Source organism: Halomonas heilongjiangensis (assembly GCF_002879645.1).
GTDB classification, from domain to species: domain Bacteria; phylum Pseudomonadota; class Gammaproteobacteria; order Pseudomonadales; family Halomonadaceae; genus Halomonas; species Halomonas heilongjiangensis.
The window spans coordinates 1-17,748 of the sequence record NZ_PNRE01000002.1 but is presented as its reverse complement, the minus strand read 5'-3'; the positions used below and the strand labels follow the sequence as shown (position 1 = coordinate 17,748).

Annotated in this window: 16 protein-coding genes; 4 read left to right on the top strand and 12 right to left on the bottom strand. The window is 66.8% G+C overall.

The window, feature by feature from the left end:
* Positions 1–57: 57 nt before the first annotated feature.
* Positions 58–468, bottom strand: a complete 411-nt coding sequence (locus C1H66_RS00125; protein WP_102625897.1) for a hypothetical protein — start codon at positions 466–468, stop codon at positions 58–60.
* Between the two features lie 383 nt (positions 469–851).
* Between C1H66_RS00125 and C1H66_RS00120 the strand changes: the two genes are divergently transcribed.
* Positions 852–1,409: a sigma-70 family RNA polymerase sigma factor gene (locus C1H66_RS00120; RefSeq protein WP_240618162.1), complete on the top strand. Its 558-nt coding sequence runs from the start codon at positions 852–854 to the stop codon at positions 1,407–1,409.
* Positions 1,406–1,600: a zf-HC2 domain-containing protein gene (locus C1H66_RS00115; protein ID WP_102625895.1), complete on the top strand. Its 195-nt coding sequence runs from the start codon at positions 1,406–1,408 to the stop codon at positions 1,598–1,600. The genes C1H66_RS00120 and C1H66_RS00115 overlap by 4 nt, the downstream gene beginning before the upstream one ends.
* A gap of 91 nt (positions 1,601–1,691) precedes the next feature.
* Here C1H66_RS00115 and C1H66_RS00110 read toward each other — a convergent pair whose 3' ends face one another.
* Together C1H66_RS00110 and C1H66_RS00105 are read right to left on the bottom strand one after the other, a co-directional pair.
* Complete coding sequence (locus tag C1H66_RS00110) at positions 1,692–2,249, bottom strand: hypothetical protein (RefSeq protein ID WP_102625894.1); 558 nt, start codon at positions 2,247–2,249, stop codon at positions 1,692–1,694.
* Complete coding sequence (locus tag C1H66_RS00105; RefSeq protein WP_102625893.1) at positions 2,246–3,286, bottom strand: DUF3179 domain-containing protein; 1,041 nt, start codon at positions 3,284–3,286, stop codon at positions 2,246–2,248. The genes C1H66_RS00110 and C1H66_RS00105 overlap by 4 nt, the downstream gene beginning before the upstream one ends.
* A gap of 430 nt (positions 3,287–3,716) precedes the next feature.
* On the opposite strand from C1H66_RS00105, the gene C1H66_RS00100 reads away from it, so the two are divergent.
* Entirely contained in the window at positions 3,717–3,950 is a 234-nt protein-coding gene (locus C1H66_RS00100) for a zf-HC2 domain-containing protein (protein WP_240618161.1), read from the top strand.
* Between the two features lie 161 nt (positions 3,951–4,111).
* Here C1H66_RS00100 and C1H66_RS00095 read toward each other — a convergent pair whose 3' ends face one another.
* The 3 genes from C1H66_RS00095 to C1H66_RS00085 all read right to left on the bottom strand — a co-directional run bounded on the left by C1H66_RS00095 (position 4,112) and on the right by C1H66_RS00085 (position 7,659).
* Complete coding sequence (locus tag C1H66_RS00095; protein WP_102625892.1) at positions 4,112–4,681, bottom strand: DinB family protein; 570 nt, start codon at positions 4,679–4,681, stop codon at positions 4,112–4,114.
* Between the two features lie 91 nt (positions 4,682–4,772).
* Positions 4,773–5,096: a hypothetical protein gene (locus C1H66_RS22730; RefSeq protein WP_170064042.1), complete on the bottom strand. Its 324-nt coding sequence runs from the start codon at positions 5,094–5,096 to the stop codon at positions 4,773–4,775.
* A 148-nt stretch (positions 5,097–5,244) separates the two neighbouring features.
* On the bottom strand, positions 5,245–7,659 hold the full coding sequence (locus C1H66_RS00085) for a PqqD family peptide modification chaperone (RefSeq protein WP_102625890.1): 2,415 nt from the start codon (positions 7,657–7,659) through the stop codon (positions 5,245–5,247).
* 372 nt (positions 7,660–8,031) lie between these two features.
* Between C1H66_RS00085 and C1H66_RS00080 the strand changes: the two genes are divergently transcribed.
* Positions 8,032–8,988 carry a sulfurtransferase gene (locus tag C1H66_RS00080; RefSeq protein WP_102625889.1) on the top strand — a complete coding sequence of 319 codons (957 nt, stop codon included), beginning with the start codon at positions 8,032–8,034 and terminating at the stop codon, positions 8,986–8,988.
* An 11-nt stretch (positions 8,989–8,999) separates the two neighbouring features.
* Here C1H66_RS00080 and C1H66_RS00075 read toward each other — a convergent pair whose 3' ends face one another.
* From C1H66_RS00075 to C1H66_RS00050, 6 genes are all read right to left on the bottom strand, one after another.
* Entirely contained in the window at positions 9,000–9,683 is a 684-nt protein-coding gene (locus C1H66_RS00075) for a haloacid dehalogenase type II (protein WP_102625888.1), read from the bottom strand.
* A gap of 98 nt (positions 9,684–9,781) precedes the next feature.
* On the bottom strand, positions 9,782–10,729 hold the full coding sequence (locus C1H66_RS00070; protein ID WP_102625887.1) for a cyclodeaminase: 948 nt from the start codon (positions 10,727–10,729) through the stop codon (positions 9,782–9,784).
* A 23-nt stretch (positions 10,730–10,752) separates the two neighbouring features.
* Positions 10,753–11,751 (bottom strand): hydroxyectoine utilization dehydratase EutB, encoded by a 999-nt coding sequence (gene eutB, locus C1H66_RS00065; RefSeq protein WP_102625886.1) that lies wholly within the window; start codon positions 11,749–11,751, stop codon positions 10,753–10,755.
* Between the two features lie 90 nt (positions 11,752–11,841).
* Entirely contained in the window at positions 11,842–13,254 is a 1,413-nt protein-coding gene (locus C1H66_RS00060) for an aminotransferase (protein ID WP_102625885.1), read from the bottom strand.
* Positions 13,255–13,323: 69 nt separating this feature from the next.
* The gene (locus C1H66_RS00055) at positions 13,324–14,817 is read right to left on the bottom strand and encodes an NAD-dependent succinate-semialdehyde dehydrogenase (RefSeq protein WP_102625884.1); all 1,494 of its coding nucleotides are present in this window, start codon (positions 14,815–14,817) and stop codon (positions 13,324–13,326) included.
* 213 nt (positions 14,818–15,030) lie between these two features.
* A partial coding sequence (locus tag C1H66_RS00050) for an aminotransferase class I/II-fold pyridoxal phosphate-dependent enzyme (RefSeq protein ID WP_102625883.1) occupies positions 15,031–17,748 on the bottom strand: 2,718 nt, incomplete at its 5' end.

Sequence of the window (17,748 nt, the reverse complement as noted above, 5' to 3'; positions counted from 1 at the left end):
AGCAATATCGCCAGGCCGGCAGCCTGGCGATGAACAAGTCACACAGAGCTGGCAGTCTCACTCCATGTTGGTCCGCAGATAATAGCGACTACTGGAATCCACCCTGCCTGCCTGACTGCCATGCACTTCGAGGGTGTAATGCCCAGGCTGGAGTGACTGATCGATATTGAAGCGGCCGTCATGGCTTCGTGACTCTACCACGATGTTGTTCTGGCCATCTCGTAGCACCCCGCGCAGCTTGGCATGGTGGGCACCTGCCGGATTCCAGATCTCACTCTGCACACTCAGTCGAGTGGGTGAGTCGACCTGTAGGCGATAATGGCCGACACCATCGACCAGGCGTGAGATCGAGCTGCCTGACTCGAGCGGATGAGGCCCGCTGACGACCATGGCAGAGGCCTGACCGATAGTGCCCATCAGCATGGAACCGGCGATGAGGGTAGCAACGATGGAGGTTGAATGTTTCATGGTCTTTCTCCTTGGCAGTTCTTTATCGACGGCACCGACAGATCATCATCTCTCAGGATGCTCTTGACCGCTGCCCTGTCGTGGACCACAGTATGTGGATCCATGCTCTTTGGTAGCCAACAACCCCCAGCGATTACTTAATCCCTCTCCTAAATGAATACTTTTTATTTCTATTCATCTGCCGAAAATATCCAAGAACCCATGTAATATCACCCCAGCCATCACGACACTAGAAACCGGGAAAACAATGAGTCGAAGCGGTGCAGAATCGATGAAGGGAATGCCTCAGACGATCGGCAAGCGCCTCATTGGCAATTCCTCACCCCGTCAACAACGAAGTGGGCAATAACTACATGGATAGCACCTCGCTTTCCGATGACCGTATGCAGCGCCTCACTGCGGTTCGGCCTCGACTGCTCTCCTTCGCCCGCCTTCACCTTCGCGATCATGCCCTGGCCGAGGATGCCGTGCAGGAGGCCCTGATGGCCGCCATCGAGAAGGATGCCTCCTTTGCCGGACGCTCCGGCTACGAGACCTGGGTCTTCGGCATCCTCAAGTACAAGATTCTCGATGCCCTACGCGCTCAGAAGCGCCAGGGCAAGTGGCAACCGCTGGAAGACGAGACCGATGACGACGCCATCGATCGCCAGTTCCAGCAGAACGGGCGCTGGCGGGTCGAGGCACGACCGGCTCGCTGGGGGGATCCGGAGGCCGCCTTCGAGAACGAGCTGTTCTGGCGGGTCTTCGATGCCTGCATGATCGCCCTGCCGGACACCATCGCCCGGGTCTTCTCGCTGCGCGAGTTGATGGGGCTCTCCACCGCGGAGATCTGCCGGGAGATCGGCATCAAGGAGAACAACTGCTGGGTGATCCTGCATCGGGCCCGCCTGCGCTTGCGGGCATGCATCGAGCAAGGCTGGTTGAAGGAGGCATCGACATGATGATGTGCAAGGGGGCGACCCGCTTGATGTCACTCAGGCAGGACCGCCCTCTCACCCTGCGGCAGCGTCTCTCGCTGCGCTTTCACCTGATGATGTGCGACGCCTGCACCGAGTGCAACCGCCAGTTCGACCTGCTGCATGAGGCGGGACGACGCCACACACCGGAGCTGCAGGCGGACGACGCCCGCTAGTCACCGGCGACCTCGATAGCGATGCCTTCCAAGGCTTCCGCCACCCGGCCCCGCGGCAGATCACGGTCTTCGAGATCGTGGCGCCGGCATGTCAGCGGAGGCTTTCTTCCCTGACGAGCCGACGCAGGCTGAGCCACAGCCCGGCCATCAGCAACAGCAGCGCGACGGGAACCAGGAGCGGCGTCAGACTGGCCAGGCCGCCTGCAATCGGCAGCCCGAGCCAGATGAGTGCCAGCGGGGCACAGCAGGCCCCGCCGACCAGCAGCGCCGGAATGGCTCCCAGCAGGCCGGTGCTCGTCCTGCCCAGGCCACACTGCCGCGGGGTTCGCCAGAGCCACCAGCCGGCCACCACGTTCGACCCCACCAGTAGCCCCAAGGCAGCGGCGATCAGGGTATTGAACGGGCTGAAGGTCCACACCAGCGCTCCCAGGCCGATCAGCCCCACCGGCTCGAACTGGAACGGGCCCCGTGTCTGGAAGGCCCGCTCCCAGGCGGGAAAGGCCGCCTGCCAACCCCCCATGCCATCCCCGGCGATGTCGCCGGTCAACCACAGGTAGAGCAGCGTATAGACGGCCATGATCCCGCTCACGGCGACGACCGTGGCGGGACGCGACAGCATCCTGAGGATGACCCGGGCAAGCGGCTTCATGGCGCCTCCTTCCCCTCATACAGGTGGGTATCGGGATAGAAGGCGGCCCAGGCGAACCACATGGCCTCGAAGCCATTCACCGCCTCGAGCGAGTCGATGCCCGATCCGGTGACCCCCTCGGCGGTAAAATCGAGCTCTGCTGCCTGGATCTCGACTCCCTGGGGATTCTGGAAGGCCCAGCCGGTATCCAGCCCCGGGTCATGAATGACGGTGTAGCGACGCTCGCCCAGCGCGACATCGACCACGCCCTCCTCGCGCAGCGACTCACGGGTGATGGCCAGTGCGCCCTCCGGGCCACGCAGGCCGAAGACCTCGGTCTTGGGCGGGAAACGATCATCGCGGTGCATCACCGGGAACAGCCGCCGGCTGTCGGGGGCATAATAACCGCCGAGCGGGTTGTAGCTCCCGTAGGGGTCGCGTCGATAATTACGCACGAAGCCGGTCTGGTCGGTCAGCACCTCGGTCTCGGGATGACGTGCCTGCCAGGCTCCCCAAGTGGTCCAGAACACCCGGAACTCCTCTAGCCCCTGGCCGACCAGAGGCCCGTCGATGGCCACTCCCAGGATCTGGGGCCATTCGCTGTCGGTGGCGCGGTCATACATGACCAGGTTGCTGTTGACCAGCTTGCCGGAGACACCGAGCTCGGTCTCGCCGCGCTTGAAGCCCAGTGCCGTGCCCGTCAGGGGGCAGTAGGTGATGCTCAGTGCCTCACCGCCCAGTTCGTCATTGACGATCTCGTGCCAGACCAGGATGCGCTGGGGATAGGCCCTGGCCTGGTCACGATGGTAGACACCGATGACCTTGTCATCAGCCTCCAGCGTCGCCTCTCCTGCCGACTGAAAGCGGGGGCGATCGATGGACGGAATCCCGTCCTTGCCGGGCCCTCCCGAGCGTACTGCCTCCCGGAACGCTTCGAAGGAGTACACCACCGGCACCAATGGTGGATCCCGGCCGGGGGGCGCCGCGGGTGCGGCTGACAGCGGCGCAAGACCCAGGGCGATACTCAACACGGCATAGCGCAGCACACAGGGTGTCATGGCATCCTCCTCTTCCGGCTCTAATGTGCCTTGAGACAGCCACGACACATCAGTCCAGATACCGTTCCGCTACCACATGACTGACTTGAATCAGCGGCGCCATATCCGTGAACCGGTCTTCCCTGTTTAGTGGGAAGATCACCTGCTTCATTACATCTAACGTTTCCCCTCATGAAAGAACTGTCCCTTGTACGCAGCGGTCATCGATGAAGGAGGCATGTAAGGAGCAGCAAGGCCTGGCGACGGAACTCTCAGGATCCCGTGCGCCATCACGCTGGTTCCCCCTGACACCAGCCGTGACAGGAAAGACAACAGGATCCAGATCACGGCGGAGGTTACGCAGGACCACGGGCAGCGCTTGGTGGTCATCAGGCCCCGGCTGGTCGCTTTCGCACGCCTGCATCGAGCGGGACTGGCTCATGGAGAAGGTATGATGTTCAAGATGATGATGTGCAAAGAGGCGACTCGCCTGATGTCCAGACAGCTCGACACCTCACTGACATTCCAGGAGAAACTGTCACTCAAGCTGCATCTCGCCATGTGCCATGCCTGTAGCCGGTGTAACCAGCAGTTCAGGCTACTTCATCAGACCGGAAGGCATTTCGAGATATTGATCGAGAGGCATGCCGGCACTCCACCCCATAGGGAAGATGACAAGACGTGAAAACAATCGAATAGTTGTCACTATACTCCCTCCTCGAATCGCCGTTAGAGGGCAGATGATCAAGATCCCGGCTATTGAGAATCCCTGGTAATCAGGAGACACAATGCGGCATGGCCGCAAGGCCGGATCCTGCCCGGGCCAGCATCTTCCTCCCGCAGCCATCAGGCACTCCTCGCCGGCACCGGAACAGCGGCTTCACGCTGCCAATGCCGCAGCGTGGAAGGGTGGACCCCGAACGCCTCGGGCAAGGCGATACCGATCTGCTCGGCCAGCAGTCCGAGGATCGCCATGTGATGGATGGTGTGGCTGGTCAGGAAGGCGAGTTCGCGCGCCAGACTGGTCTCCAGCACCAGCGAGCCGTCGCCGAGATGATAGGTCTGACCCAACCGCACGGATGGACACCGATCGATCGCAGCCGCCAGCGCCGCCTCGATCTCGGCCAGGCGGCGAGCCGCCTGATGCGGCCACTGCTCGAGGAGCTCATCGCGACGGCGCCGCTCATAGTCGACGACGTCGCCATCGGCTTCCAGGCCGCTCAGCAGGGCGTCGTAATGGTCGATGATATGGCGAACGTGCTTGCCGAGCGTATGGCGACCATGATGACCGAAGGCCTGCCGGTAGTGCTCCGGGGCCAGATCACCGACGAAATGGCTCAACTGTGACAACGCCAGGAGGTTCTCCTCGATGAGTCCCTCCTGTGGTGGAAATGACCTGTGTGCTATGGGCGACATGGCGGTTCACCTGTTGTTCGCAAGTCAAGGAAGCCGCGGCCGGCGCCAGTGGCGTCCGGCCCGGCCACCCGCTCAGGGGCCTGAAGAGCGGTTACTCCTCGGCCTCGGCTTCGGCCTCACCTTCGCCTTCGGCCTCACCTTCGCCTTCGGCCTCACCTTCACCTTCGGCTTCGCCTTCACCCTCTGCCTCTGCCTCTGCCTCAGCCTCTGCTTCTTTTTTCTCTTCCTCATGAGCCTCCGCCAGCATCAGGGGCGCTTCCTGGCCACTGGTGAAGGCGGGGTCGGACGACGTCTCGCCGGCCACGGCCTGGAAGGCCGCGCCACTGGCCACCAGCACCAGCGCCGGCGCCGTGTAGCCCAGCTGGCGGCTGAGCCGACTCAACAGGCTTCTACGCTTCTCGTCTTGCGGTGTCATGATCATGACCTCCGTGATGACGATTGGGCGACATGCGGCTGCATGTCGTCGTGCAATGAAGGCAGCCCTCGCGGCTGGCTTCTCCTCGGCGTCACCGCCATCGAGCGGCGCCGCCCTCTGCTCGGGTATCTGCCGGTGCCGGCAGCTCTCAACCATGGGCCGTGGCCACCCCGGACCAACCGGCAACGGTTCCTGGCTCGCCAAGCGTGTCCAGCCAGGCGGAAACCGCCGTCGAGGAGAGCACCTCCTCGCCGGGCGACAGCGAGCGACGGTCGAGCCCGGACAACCACTCGCCGAGCGCCGTCACCGTGTGCGCGTCCAGGGGCTCGCCGGTGGCGGAGACGCAGCACGGCAGCAGCGCCCCCAGGACGTCCAGCGGGGAGGACGGCTCCAGGGCATCACCCGGGTTCTCGTCGAGGCGCGTGCACAGCACGCCGCGGATCTCGACGGCCTCGGGGACCCCGGCCGGGCCGTCGACGGCCACGTCCGGCATGGGCAGGCCCAGCGACTCGACCCTTGGCGCCCCGGCCATGGCCAACCGCAGCCCCCGGGACAGGACACCACCCGACGTCGACACCAGCCGCTGCCAGGCTTCGCCGCGCTGCTCCCCGGCAGGGAACAGGCAGAGCACCCCCGAGCCCCGGGGGGTGACCAGCAGCCCGGCATCGATCACCAGGCGATCCGCCGTGGCGGCCTGGCGCACCAGGTGGGCCAGCAGCGCCGGGCCGAGTTGCGCCAGCGTCAGCCGCGACGCCAGCACCTCGCCCCCGGCCACCAGGGTGTAGCCTGCCGGGTCACGCAGGACCTCGAGCCGCGGCAATCGGCTCGCCGCCTCGTCGCTCAGCGGCGCGAGCCGGCCCTCGAGCAGCGCCGATAGCCGGGCGTCGGCGGGGGCGCTGTCGAGATACAGGGCCCAGCGCTTGGCGTCGAACGCCAGCTGCATGGCCCGGCCCGACGAGGCCACGGTCGACGGCGTCGAGGACGACTCCCCTGCGACGGTCGACGACGACGGCACGGCCCGGTCGCCCTGTTGGCACAGCAGGCCGGCGCGGCACCAGCGGGCCAGCGTGGTCCACACGTCACGGCGCAGCGCCGCGTGGTCCGGTGGGGTGTCGCCGTCGGTGACTGCCGCCCGGGCCAGCTCGAGGGCAATGGCGTCGGGATCCAGCCCCTCCGTCGCCAGCAGCCAGATCAGCGCCGCCGAGTCGTTGGGCCGGTAGTAGCGACCGGTATGGGTGGCATAGAGCGCGAGCTGGTCGTCATCCAGCAGTTCCGCCACATGGCGGCGCTGCAGCACCGGACGGGGAACCGCGTGGCGCGCCAGGCCATCGGCCAACAGGCAGTCGGCCAGCCCCGGCAGCGAGAAGTACGGCAGATAGCGTGACGGCTCCGCCGCCGGGAGCAGGCGCTGGAAGTCTCCGGTGCGGGCCAGCTCCGCCTCGGCCTCGGCCTCGGCGACCAGGTGGGCGCCGTCGTCGGCAGCGGGCGACTCGTCTGACGGCGGCGCGGCGCCACCGATGCCCAGCAGCGAGATCATGTCCCGGACCAGCCCCCCCTTGACGGCCTCCTCGATGCGCCCGCCACTCTCCGGCCCGGCACAGATGCCCAGCGACGGGCTGAGGTTGCACTCGAGAATCCAGGGCTTGAGGGTGTCGTCCACCAGGCAGTCCAGGCCCAGCAGCTCGTAGCAGCCGCGGGGATCGGCGCCGGACCGGGCGGTGCGTTGGCGTATGGCATCCACCGCGGAAATCACCGTCAGGGCGACCAGGTCCTGGATCCGTGCGAAGAGCCGGCCATCGTCATGCCCCTGATCGCGGAGCCATTGCCGATAGCGGTCGAGGTCGATGAACTCCACGGGCACCTCCGCCCGGGTGTTGAGGGCGTTGATGTCCGGGTTGGTCAACTGGCTGTAGGGGTTGTCGGCATCCTCGGGGTCCCAGGGTTCGGAGGCCAGTTTGGCGAACCCCTGGCGATAGAGATAGACGCGCAGTGGCTCGATGGCCGAAATCAGCACATAGAGCCGCAGGACATACTTGTGGCCGCGGATGGTATGGGGATTGGCGAGGTACTCCTGGACCAGCCAGTCGGGTGCGAGTGGCACCTCGGCCACGTCGCGCAACACCCTGACGCCCTTGCCCTTGGAGGCATTGGTGGGCTTGAGGATCCAGCGCTGTCCCGGGTTCGCCAGGGCCGCCTCCTGGAGGGCGTGATAGTCATGGGGCATCACGTAGGCCCGGGGAAAGAACGCCAGCCGCGCTGCCAGTTCACTGTCGGCGCCGTGGCTCTCGTGAATGCGCTCACGCAGCGTCGCCAGGCTGTCGTGCAGCCGGCTCTTGACGGTGAGCGCCGCATTGCCCGGGAAGTGGTTGAGCCGGCGCTGCGGCGAGACCCGGCGGAACTGTTCGGCATCGGGCATGCCGGTGATCCAGCCGGCGTCCCAATGAGTCTCGTCTCCCGGCTGCCAGCCCAGCGCTTCCAGGGCCTCGCGAAAGAATCGATCCTGTTCGGCGGCCCGCTTGCCACCCAGCCAGAAGTGCCGTGTCGGCGAATATTGCTCCGTCATTCCCGCGATCTCCTGTTCGGCCGTCGCTGTCGTCGTGTGGTGTGCCGTGATGACTCTGTCGTCGCATGCACCCGGTCCTTACAGCGATAGCCACCGAGACGCGATCTATTGCGGGATTGATTTATGGACTGATCGGCCGACTGAACCGCCGGCGCGAGGCCTCATCCTCGGCCATGGCCTTCCTGGATGCCGGCCACGCCTGGCGGGGCTGATGACCCCTTGCCTACCCGACACTCCGGTGCCAGGGGAGAATGGCGCCGGAGTGTTATATCCAATGGTTATTAAGCGGTCAGCAAGGCATCTTGGCGGCGCATTGCCCTGCCGGGGGGGCACGCCTAGCATCGTGTCATCCCCGATGAAGGAGGACGCCTCATGAGACGCATCCTGTTCCTGGCGGCCGGCGCCCTGGCCATCGCCGGACCGACCCACGCCATGCATCCCTCTCCCCTGGTCGAGGCCGAATGGCTCGACCAGCAGCTGGGCAGCGACGACCTGGTGGTGCTGGACGTTCGCTCCCGCATCGACGAGGGTGGCGATCGCGACACCTTCGAGGCCGCGCGCATCCCGGGCAGCCGTTACAGCAACTATACCGACGCCGGCTGGCGCGAGGACCGGGACGGGGTGGCCGGACTGCTGCCCGACGTCGAGGACCTGGAGGCGCTGATCGGCGGCCTGGGCATCGGCAACGACGATACCGTAGTCATCGTACCGGCAGGCACCGGCCCCACCGACTTCGGCAGCGCCGCGCGTGTCTACTGGACCTTCAAGGTGCTGGGGCACGACGAGGTGACGATCCTCAACGGCGGCTTCGCCGGCTGGGAGCAGCAGGGCTACGAGGTCGCCGGCGGCCCGGTGGGCGACACCGAGGCGGTCAGCTTCGAGGGCACCCTGCGCGAGTCGCTGCTGGCCACCACCGAGGAGGTGGAAGCGGCCCGCCAGGCCGAGGAGCAACTGGTGGACGCCCGGCCGCCGGCCTTCTTCACCGGTGAGACCCAATCGCCCGCGACCCGGGCTCCCGGCACCATCCCGGGGTCGGTGAACCTGCCCCATGACAGTCACCTGGTGGAGCAGGACGGGGCCTACTACCTGAAGCCAGAGGGGCTGAAGGCGCACATCGACGAATTGGGGCTGGACCGCGAGGCGCCCACCGTCGCCTTCTGCAATACCGGCCACTGGGCCGCCAGCGGCTGGTTCCAGCTCAGCGAGATGGGCGGTTTCGAGAACGCCACCATGTACGACGGCTCCATGGCCGAGTGGACCGCCAGCGACTCGCGCCCGGTACGGCTGGCCGACCGAGGCACCCTCGCCGTCGGCGAGCTGCTGGAGTAAGGGCTGCCGCCTCAGCCTAGCCGCTCGGACAGGGCGTCGAGATCCGCCACCGTCATGTCGGGCTCGATGCCCCAGGGGTCGAAGGGCGCATCCAGGCTGCGGCGCACCCAGGCGGCGTGCAGGCCGGCATGCCGGGCGCCGATGACGTCGAAGGGGTTACTGGAGATCAGCCAGGTATCCCCGGGGGAAACCTCGAGCCGGTTGCGCAGGTGCGCATAGACCGCCGGGTCGGGCTTGAAGCGCTTCACCTCATCGACGCTGATCACCGCCTCGAAGTGCTCGAGCAACCCGGCCTGCTCGAGCAGCCCGCTGACCGCCTCACCGGTGCCGTTGGAGAAGGCCACGCAACGCACCCCGGCCGCGGAGAGCCGTGACAGGGCCGCGGCCGCCTCGGGAAAGGCCGGCAGCCGGGCATAGGTGGCCATCAGGTGGTCCTTGTCGACGTCGGCCAGGCGAGTCTGCAGGGCGCGGTCGGTGAACTCCAGCGCCTCCCGGGTACATTGCGAGAAGGCCACATAGGCCCCCATCAGGCCCCGCCGGAAGCTGTATTCGAGCTGCTTGTCGCGCCAGCGCCGCGAGAACTCGGCGGCCAGCTCCGCCTTGCCGGAGGCGGCGAGCCGCTCCTCCAGTTCGGTGACCACACCATGGGTATCGATCAGGGTCCCGTAGACATCGAAGGCCAGTACCGTTGCCATCTGCTGCGCTCCTTGGATCATCGCTGGGGAATGACAGCAGCATGGGGCCTGCCGCCTCGCACCTCAAGGCGGCGATGACACACAGCCTCCCGGCCGGCTCAGTCCGCGGCGAGCCTCGTCAAGGCGAAGCCGGCAATGGCGGTGTCCTGTACCCCGGTGCCGGTCAGGTCGCACACCGTGATGGTGGCGTCCGACAGACGCAGCTTCTGGCCCTCGGCGATCACGCGGCCCAGTTCGTGCACCTTGAAGGGGGCCTCCCTGCCCCCCAGCGCCTTGAGCTCGCCGTTGCTCTCGCTCTGGGCGCGGGTGTCGCAGACGAAGGCGTCGGCACGGATCAGCACCGACTCGTCGAGTTCGCGCTTCTCGGGGCTGTCCGAGCCCATGGCGGTGACGTGCACGCCCTCGGGCAGGTCGCGTGCCCGCAGGATCGGCTCCCGCGACGGCGTGGTGGTGACGATGATATCGGCCCGCTCGCAGGCGGCATGAACGCTGTCGTGGACATGCACGGCGAGGCCCCGGCCGCGCATCGTCTCGGCGTAGGCCTCGGCGGCCTCGCGGCGACGGGCCCAGACGTCGACGGTGTCGATGTCGCGCACCAGGCGCAGCGCCTCGACCTGGCGCTCGGCCTGCTCGCCCGCACCCAGCACCGCCACGCGACGGCTGTTCTCCCGGGCAAGATGCCGGGCGGCGATGGCGCCGGCGAGCGCGGTGCGCACCAGAGTGAGATAGCCCTCGTCGAAGAGCACGGCGTCGACCAGGCCGGTCTTCGCCGAGAACACCATCATCAGGCCGTTGAGGCTCGGCAGGCCCAGCGTCGGGTTGTCGAAGAAGCCGGGGCTGACCTTGATGGCGAAGCGCTCGGCACCGCGGATATGGGCGGTCTTGACGTCCACCTCGCCGTTGGACTCCTCGATCGCCATGGAGAGGATCGGCGGCTGGACGACCTCGCCGCGGCCCAGGGCGGCGAACCCTGCCTCTACCGCCGCCAGGGCGTCGCGATCGATATGCACGGCCGCGGCGATGGCATCGCGATGATAGAGCTGCATGAAAACCTCCAAACGGAAGACGGTTAGCGTCCTGCCAGACGGCGCGCCTGGTCAAAGGTCGCCAGGGACACCCCATTGCCCGACAGGATGAGGGCAATGGTTTGACCACGCACGTCGAGGCCATGCTCGGCCAGGGCGGCCAGCCCCACCGCCGCGGCCCCCTCCACCAGCAGCTTCTCGTGCTCGAGGATGTCGACCATGGCCTGGGCAATGGCGACTTCCGACACCTGCAGGTGGTCGTCCATCACCTCGCCCACCAGGGCAAAGGTACAGCGATTGTCGAGCCCGATGCCGCCGCCCAGCGAGTCGCCGAGGCTCTCGACCTCCTCGACCTCGACAGGACGACCGGCCTGGAGGCTCTCCCACATGGCCGCCCCCGCCGACAGGCTCACCCCGGTGATGCGGGTCGCCGGACGAATCGCCTTCACCGCCGCGCCGATGCCGCCCAGCAGCCCGCCCCCCGAGAGCCCGACGATGACATGGTCGAGCTCGGGCCGATCCTCCATCAGTTCCAGGCCGATGGTGCCCTGGCCCGCGGCGATCAACGGATCGTCGAAGGGGGGAATCGGCGTCATGCCCTGCTCGCGCACCAGCCGTTCGACCTCGCCGAAGGCCTCGTCCTGGCTCCGGCCGACACGCCGCACCTCGGCGCCCAGCGCCTCGATGGCCCTGGCCTTGTTCTCCGGCACCAGCCGCGAGAGGCAGATCACCGCCGGCACGCCGAGGCGCGCGGCGGCATGGGCCACCGCCCGGCCATGATTACCGGTGGAGGCCGTGGTCACCCCCGGCTGCAGCGCCTCGCGGCCATGCCGCTCGATCAAGGCCGCGATCATATTGGTGGCACCGCGCAGCTTGAAGGCGCCGGTCGGCTGGCAGGTCTCCAGCTTGAGCAGCACCTCGGCGTCGAAGCGCGCCGACAGCGCCGCCGAGCGGATCAGCGGCGTGCGCGCCACCTGGCCGGCGATACGCCGGCGGGCCTGGTAGATCGCGGCGAGCGTCACGCCGTGTCTGGACTCAGCCATGGAAAGGTCTCCCGCTCCCCATCCGGATATTTCTCACCCTACAAGATCGCCGCGGGGAACACCCCGCGGCGACATGGAACGCCCCTCGGCTCAGGCGGCCTTGATGTCGCCCGAGCGCAGCAGCTCGTCGGCCACCTTGTCCACCGCGCGCTTGGCGCGGGCGACGATCTCGTCGACCTCGGCCCGGCTGGTGGTCAGCGGCGGCGCGAAGCCGAGGATGTCACCTTGTGGCATGGCGCGGGCGATCAGGTTCTCGTCGAGTGCCGCGGCGGCGATGCGCGGGCCGACCTTGAGCGCCGGGTCGAAGGCCTGGCGCCGGGCCGGGTCGGCGGCGAACTCGAGGGCGGCCAGCATGCCCACGCCGCGCACGTTGCCGACGATGGGGCTATCGCCGAACGCCTTCGCCATGGCCTGCTGCAGGTAGGCGCCGGTCTCGGCGGCGTTGGCGGTCAGCCCCTCGCGCTCGATGATCGCCAGGTTGGCGAGGCCCGCGGCACAGCCCAGGGCGTGGCCGGAGTAGGTCCAGCCGTGGCCGATGGGGCCGAACTCGCCGGTGCCCTGCTCGAGCGCCTGCCACACGCGGTCGCCGACGATCACCCCGGAGAGCGGCTGGTAGGCGCTGGTCAGCCCCTTGGCCACGGTGATCAGATCGGGCTTGATGCCGTAGAAGTGGCTGCCGAAGTCGGTGCCGATGCGCCCGAAGCCACACACCACCTCGTCGGCGATCAGCAGCACGTCGTACTTGGCCAGCACCGCCTGGATCTCGTCCCAGTAGCCCTCCGGCGGCGGCACGATGCCGCCGGTGCCGAGCACCGGCTCGCCGATGAAGGCGGCCACGGTATCGGGCCCCTCCGTGAGGATCATCTCCTCGAGCTTCGTCGCACAGTGCTTCGAGAACTCGCGCTCGGTCATGCCGTCGAGCTCGGCGGCCCGCTGGTAGTAGAACGGCGCCTCGGTGTGACGGATCGTCTCGATGGGCAGGTCGAAGTGGTCATGGAACGCCTTGAGACCGGTCAGCGAGCCCGAGGCGATGCCGGAGCCGTGGTAGCCGCGCATGCGCGAGATGACCTTCTTCTTCTGCGGACGACCGAGCACGTTGTTGTAGTAGCGCACGATCTTCAGCTGGGTCTCGTTGGCATCACTGCCGGACATGCCGTAGTAGACCTTGGACATGCCGGGGCCGGCGAGCTCGAGGATCTTCTCGGAGAGCGCGATCTGCGGCTCGTTGGAGTGCCCCACATAGGTGTGGTAGTAGGAGAGCTCGAGCGCCTGCCGGTAGATCGCCTCGGCCACCTCGGTGCGACCGTAGCCGATGTTGACGCAGTAGAGGCCGGCGAAGCCGTCGATGAACTCGCGGCCGTCCTTGTCGACGATGGTGATGCCCTGGCCGCCGGTGATCACGCGGCCCGGCGCATCGCCATGGGCGAAGTCGCGCAGGTGGGTGGAGGCGTGGAAGGTCACCTTGCGATCACGGTCGATCAGGTCCTGGTGCTGCTGGCTCATGTCTCTCTCCTTGGGCTCCCCGGCCCCGCCGGGGAGGATGTTCATCGTTCTGGTTCGATCTATCTCGACTCAGCTGCCGGATACCGATCCGAGCGCACCGAGGCAGTAATACTTGGTTTCCAGGTACTCGTCGATGCCGGTGATACCGCCCTCGCGGCCCAGGCCCGACTGTTTGACGCCGCCGAAGGGCACCGGGGGACCGGTCATCTTCACCGAGTTGACGCTGACCATGCCATACTCCAGCGCCCGCAGCAGCTTCCAGATGCGGCGGATATCGTGGGTGTACACGTACGCCGCCAGGCCATACTCGGTGTCGTTGGCCATGGCGATCACCTGGTCGTCGTCCGAGTAGGCGGTCACCCCGGCCACCGGCGCGAAATTCTCCTCGCGCCATACCATCATCTGCGGCGTCACGCCGGTCAGCAGCACCGGCATGAAGAAGTTCGGGCCGGGCGCGGCATTCTGGTCGCCGGCCACCAGGGTCGCTCCCCGGGAGATCGCGTCGTCGACGATGGCCGCGGCCTTGTCCACCGCCTGGCGGTGGATCAGCGGGCCCAGGTCGACCTCGCTCTCCAGGCCGTTGCCCACGGTCAGTGCCGCCATGCGCTCGGCGAAGTGCGCGACGAAGGCGTCGTGGATCGACTCGTGGACCAGGATCCGGTTGGCCGCCAGGCAGTCCTGGCCGGCGGTCTGGAACTTGGCCGCCACCGCCGCAAGGGCGGCTTCCCGGGGATCCATGTCCGGCCCGACGATAAAGGGGGCATTCCCTCCCAATTCGAGAGAAACGCGTTTCACCGTGCCCGCGCACTGCTCCAGCAGCAGCCGGCCGACTCGGGTGGAACCGGTGAAGGAGAGCGCCTTGATGCGCTCCTCGCCACACAGGATCTTCGACACCTCGGCGGGCTCGCCCAGCACCACGTTGAACACCCCGGCCGGGATGCCGGCGCGCTCGGCCAGCTCGGCCAGCGCCAGGGCCGAGAACGGCGTCTCGCCGGCCGGCTTGACGATCACCGGGCAGCCGGCGGCCATGGCGGCGGCGGCCTTGCGGGTGATCATCGCCAGCGGGAAGTTCCAGGGAGTGATCAGGGCGGCGATGCCCACCGGCTCCTTGAGGGTGCCGAGGGCGGCATTGGGGATGTGGCTGGGGATGGTCTCGCCGAAGGTACGCTTGCCCTCCTCGGCGAACCAGCGCACGAAGCTGGCCCCGTACTCCACCTCGCCGCGGGCGTCCGGCAACGGCTTGCCCTGCTCCAGGGTCATGATGGTGGCCAGGTCCTCGCGGTGGGCCTGCAGCAGGTCGTACCAGGCCAGCAGGCGCTCGCAACGCTCGTCGGCGCGCAGCGCCCGCCAGTGCACGTAGGCGGCGTCGGCGGCGTCCACGGCCTCGCGGATCTGGTGAGCCTCCAGCCAGGGGATGTGCCCGATGGTCTCGCCGGTGGCCGGATCGAACACGGCCTCCTCGCGCCCACCGTCGCCGTGGGTCCACTTGCCGTCGACATAGGCATGCTCGCGGAACAGGCGCGGATCGCTCAGGGCGTTGGACAGGGTCTTGGACAGTTTCATGCGGCACCTCCCCTTGCACACCGGCGACGGGTTCGAACGCCGGTGATGACGAAAACGACCGGCGGCCCGAAGGCCGCGCGATACAGTCATGGTAAGGGAGGTCGTCGTTCAGGACTTTTCGATAACCCGGCCGACCGCGACAGGATTTTTTGTCCTCGACCGGGAAGTTGCCGTTTTTTCTGCGCAGCCGCGGCCCTGGCCGCCGACGCGGAGTCAGCCCTCCGCAGGGGCGGCCAGGGCCGCCTCGGTGAACACCAGCAGGCCGAGTTCGGGGCGATAGCCGTGGATCTCGGTCACGTCCAGCGCCTGCAGGAAGGCCAGGATCCCCTCGCTGACCACCTGCCCCGGCACCAGCACCGGGAAACCCGGCGGATAGGGAATCACGAAGCTCGCCGAGACCACGTCGCGTCCGCCCCGCATCTGCGCCTGCAACTCGCCGTTGTCGAAGCGCAGGTACTCGGTGTTCTCATCGTCGTAGCTCAGGAAGTAGGCCTGACGGATGTCCCCTTCCGGGGTATCCCTGGTGGGATCGGGGCGGAAGGCGTCGTGGAAACGGCTGAAGTCCGGCAGCGGCGGCAGTTCCTGGGTCAGGGAGCGCACCCGGTTCTCGATGATCCGGCGTTCGGGACGACTGCTGTCCTCCCAGAGGCTGTCGAACTCCTTGGCCAGCTTGATCAGCACGTCGAGCAGGTAGGCGATGGAGCCGCGGGTGGTGCCGATGTTGGTCATGAACAGCACGGTGTTGCGCGAGGTCTTGTTGATCTGGATGCCGTACTTGTTCATCAGGAATTCGTTCTTGAAGGTGTCGCCATCGACCCCGGTCGCGCCGATGGCGATGGTCACCCGGGTCGGGTCGACCACGAACTCGTCCCGCGCCCAGGCCTCCTCCATCTGGTTCCAGCCGGTGACCGGGTCGTAGTAGGACTCGACCCCCGACTCGCGGAATTCCGCGGGCACCATGTCGCTGTTCTTGAGCACCCGGAAGTACTTCTGCAGCAGCGGGTGGGTATAGAGCTGCTCGCGCAGCGACAGCGCCGCCTCGACCTGGGCATGCACCAGCTCGAAGCCCTCCATCTCGGCCTGCATGCGCCCCACGTCCAGCGACGCCACGATCTGGTAGTTGGGCGAGGTCGAGGTATGGGTCATGTAGGCCTCGTGGAACGGCGCCTCGACCTTCTGGCGGAAGTCCTGGTCCCAGACATGGATCATCGAGCCCTGGCGCAGCGAGGTCAGGGTCTTGTGGGTCGAGTGGGTGGCGTAGGTGCGGATGCGCACCTGGTCGGGGTCGGGCAGCAACCGGCGGTCGAGCCAGGTGGCGTCGTCGTCGGGGTCGAGCCGGTCGAACTCGGCCTTCCAGGCTGCGTACTCCGCGCGGTAGCTCTCGCTGCGGTAGCGGTCACGCAGGCTGCGCGCCGTGTGCATGGCGGTGCGCGGCCGATAGGTGGGATTGAACGAGGCGAAGGCGAACCAGGCCTCGTCCCACAGGAACACCAGGTCGGGCTTGATCGCCAGGCACTCCTCCATCACCCGGCGCACGTTGTAGACCACGCCGTCGAAGGTGCAGTTGGTCAGCAGCAGCATCTTGACCTTGTCGAGCTGCCCGGAACGCTTGTAGCGCAGCAGGGTCTTCTTGATCTCGTGCAGCGGCACCGCGCCATACATCGAGTAGTCGTCGAGCGGGTAGGAGTCCAGGTAGCTGACATGGGCACCGGCCAGCACCATGCCGTAGTGGTGCGACTTGTGGCAGTCGCGATCGATCAGCACGATGTCGTGGGGCTTGACCAGCGCCTGGACCACGATCTTGTTGGCCGTCGAGGTGCCGTTGGTGACGAAGAAGCTCTGCCGGGCACCGAAGGCCCGGGCGGCATACTCCTGGGCCTTCTTGATCGGCCCGTAGGGCTGCAGCAGCGAATCGAGCCCGCCGGAGGTCGCCGAGGTCTCGGCGAGGAAGATGTTGATGCCGTAGAAGTCGATCATCTGCCCGGCCCAGTGGGAACGGGTCACCGACTTGCCCCGCGAGATGGGCATGGCGTGGAAGACCCCGGTGGGCTTCTTGCTGTACTCGCGCAGGGCATCGAAGAAGGGGGTGCGGTAGCGACTGTCGATGGCGCGCAGGATGGTGTGGTGCTGCTCGATGTAGTCGGTCTCGCGGTAGAAGATCCGGTTGAAGTAGCGGATATCCTGGCTCGCCGTGGCCTCGACGTCGCCGCTGGTGACCAGGAACTGGTCGATCTCCGGGCGCAGCTCGTGGATCATGCTGCTGAGCAGGATGCTGCGCTCGGCCTCGGTCTGGTGCTCCAGGTCCTTCTCCGACAGCCCCTCGAGGTAGTTGCGCAGGGCACTGAGGTTGTACTTCGACTTGTAGGGAAACTCGTAGCGGATCAGGCAGGCCTGGATGTTGGGGTTGACCAGCACCGCGATCAGCGCATCCTCGAAGCTGCGTACCGTGACCACGTCATAGACGAACTTGTCCTCGGGACGGCGCATGTTGCGGAAGGCCTCGCGGACGACCTCCTCCTCCTGGGCCGAGAGGTTGTCGACGATCAGCAGCTCGAAGTAGGGCTGGGCCGAACTGTTCGAGGCCGGGTGGCCGCGCCGCAGCTGGGCCAAGGCGTCGAGGGTCTCCAGGTCCTCGGCGTCGGCATCGGTCTCGCTGAGATCGACATGGCGGCGACGGTAGGATTCGCTGATCAGCGCCCGCACCAGGCGCTTGACCACCTTCTCCAGCAGTACGTACTCCTCGCGGTCGAACAGCGTCCAGAGATGCCGGAAGTCCTCCTTCGAGGGGAAGGCGTGGTAGTCCTCGACGATCTCCAGCCTCGTCAGCTTGACGTCGATGGCCTTGATCAGGGTCTTGGCCCGACCTTCGTCGTTCAGTCGCACCAGAATGCCGAGGTCGCGCTTCAGGGCATTCCAGGTGTCGGCGCGCAG

Bases quoted from the DNA above. Each gene is read 5' to 3' on its own strand.
- C1H66_RS00120 (WP_240618162.1), top strand. From the start codon at position 852: ATGCAGCGCCTCACTGCGGTTCGGCCTCGACTGCTCTCCTTCGCCCGC.
- C1H66_RS00115 (WP_102625895.1), top strand. From the start codon at position 1,406: ATGATGATGTGCAAGGGGGCGACCCGCTTGATGTCACTCAGGCAGGAC.
- C1H66_RS00070 (WP_102625887.1), bottom strand. From the start codon at position 10,729: ATGCAGCTCTATCATCGCGATGCCATCGCCGCGGCCGTGCATATCGAT.
- C1H66_RS00110 (WP_102625894.1), bottom strand. From the start codon at position 2,249: ATGAAGCCGCTTGCCCGGGTCATCCTCAGGATGCTGTCGCGTCCCGCC.
- C1H66_RS00095 (WP_102625892.1), bottom strand. From the start codon at position 4,681: ATGTCGCCCATAGCACACAGGTCATTTCCACCACAGGAGGGACTCATC.
- C1H66_RS00085 (WP_102625890.1), bottom strand. From the start codon at position 7,659: ATGACGGAGCAATATTCGCCGACACGGCACTTCTGGCTGGGTGGCAAG.
- C1H66_RS00080 (WP_102625889.1), top strand. From the start codon at position 8,032: ATGAGACGCATCCTGTTCCTGGCGGCCGGCGCCCTGGCCATCGCCGGA.
- C1H66_RS00105 (WP_102625893.1), bottom strand. From the start codon at position 3,286: ATGACACCCTGTGTGCTGCGCTATGCCGTGTTGAGTATCGCCCTGGGT.
- C1H66_RS00075 (WP_102625888.1), bottom strand. From the start codon at position 9,683: ATGGCAACGGTACTGGCCTTCGATGTCTACGGGACCCTGATCGATACC.
- C1H66_RS00100 (WP_240618161.1), top strand. From the start codon at position 3,717: ATGATGTTCAAGATGATGATGTGCAAAGAGGCGACTCGCCTGATGTCC.
- C1H66_RS22730 (WP_170064042.1), bottom strand. From the start codon at position 5,096: ATGACACCGCAAGACGAGAAGCGTAGAAGCCTGTTGAGTCGGCTCAGC.
- C1H66_RS00060 (WP_102625885.1), bottom strand. From the start codon at position 13,254: ATGAGCCAGCAGCACCAGGACCTGATCGACCGTGATCGCAAGGTGACC.
- C1H66_RS00055 (WP_102625884.1), bottom strand. From the start codon at position 14,817: ATGAAACTGTCCAAGACCCTGTCCAACGCCCTGAGCGATCCGCGCCTG.
- C1H66_RS00125 (WP_102625897.1), bottom strand. From the start codon at position 468: ATGAAACATTCAACCTCCATCGTTGCTACCCTCATCGCCGGTTCCATG.
- eutB (WP_102625886.1), bottom strand. From the start codon at position 11,751: ATGGCTGAGTCCAGACACGGCGTGACGCTCGCCGCGATCTACCAGGCC.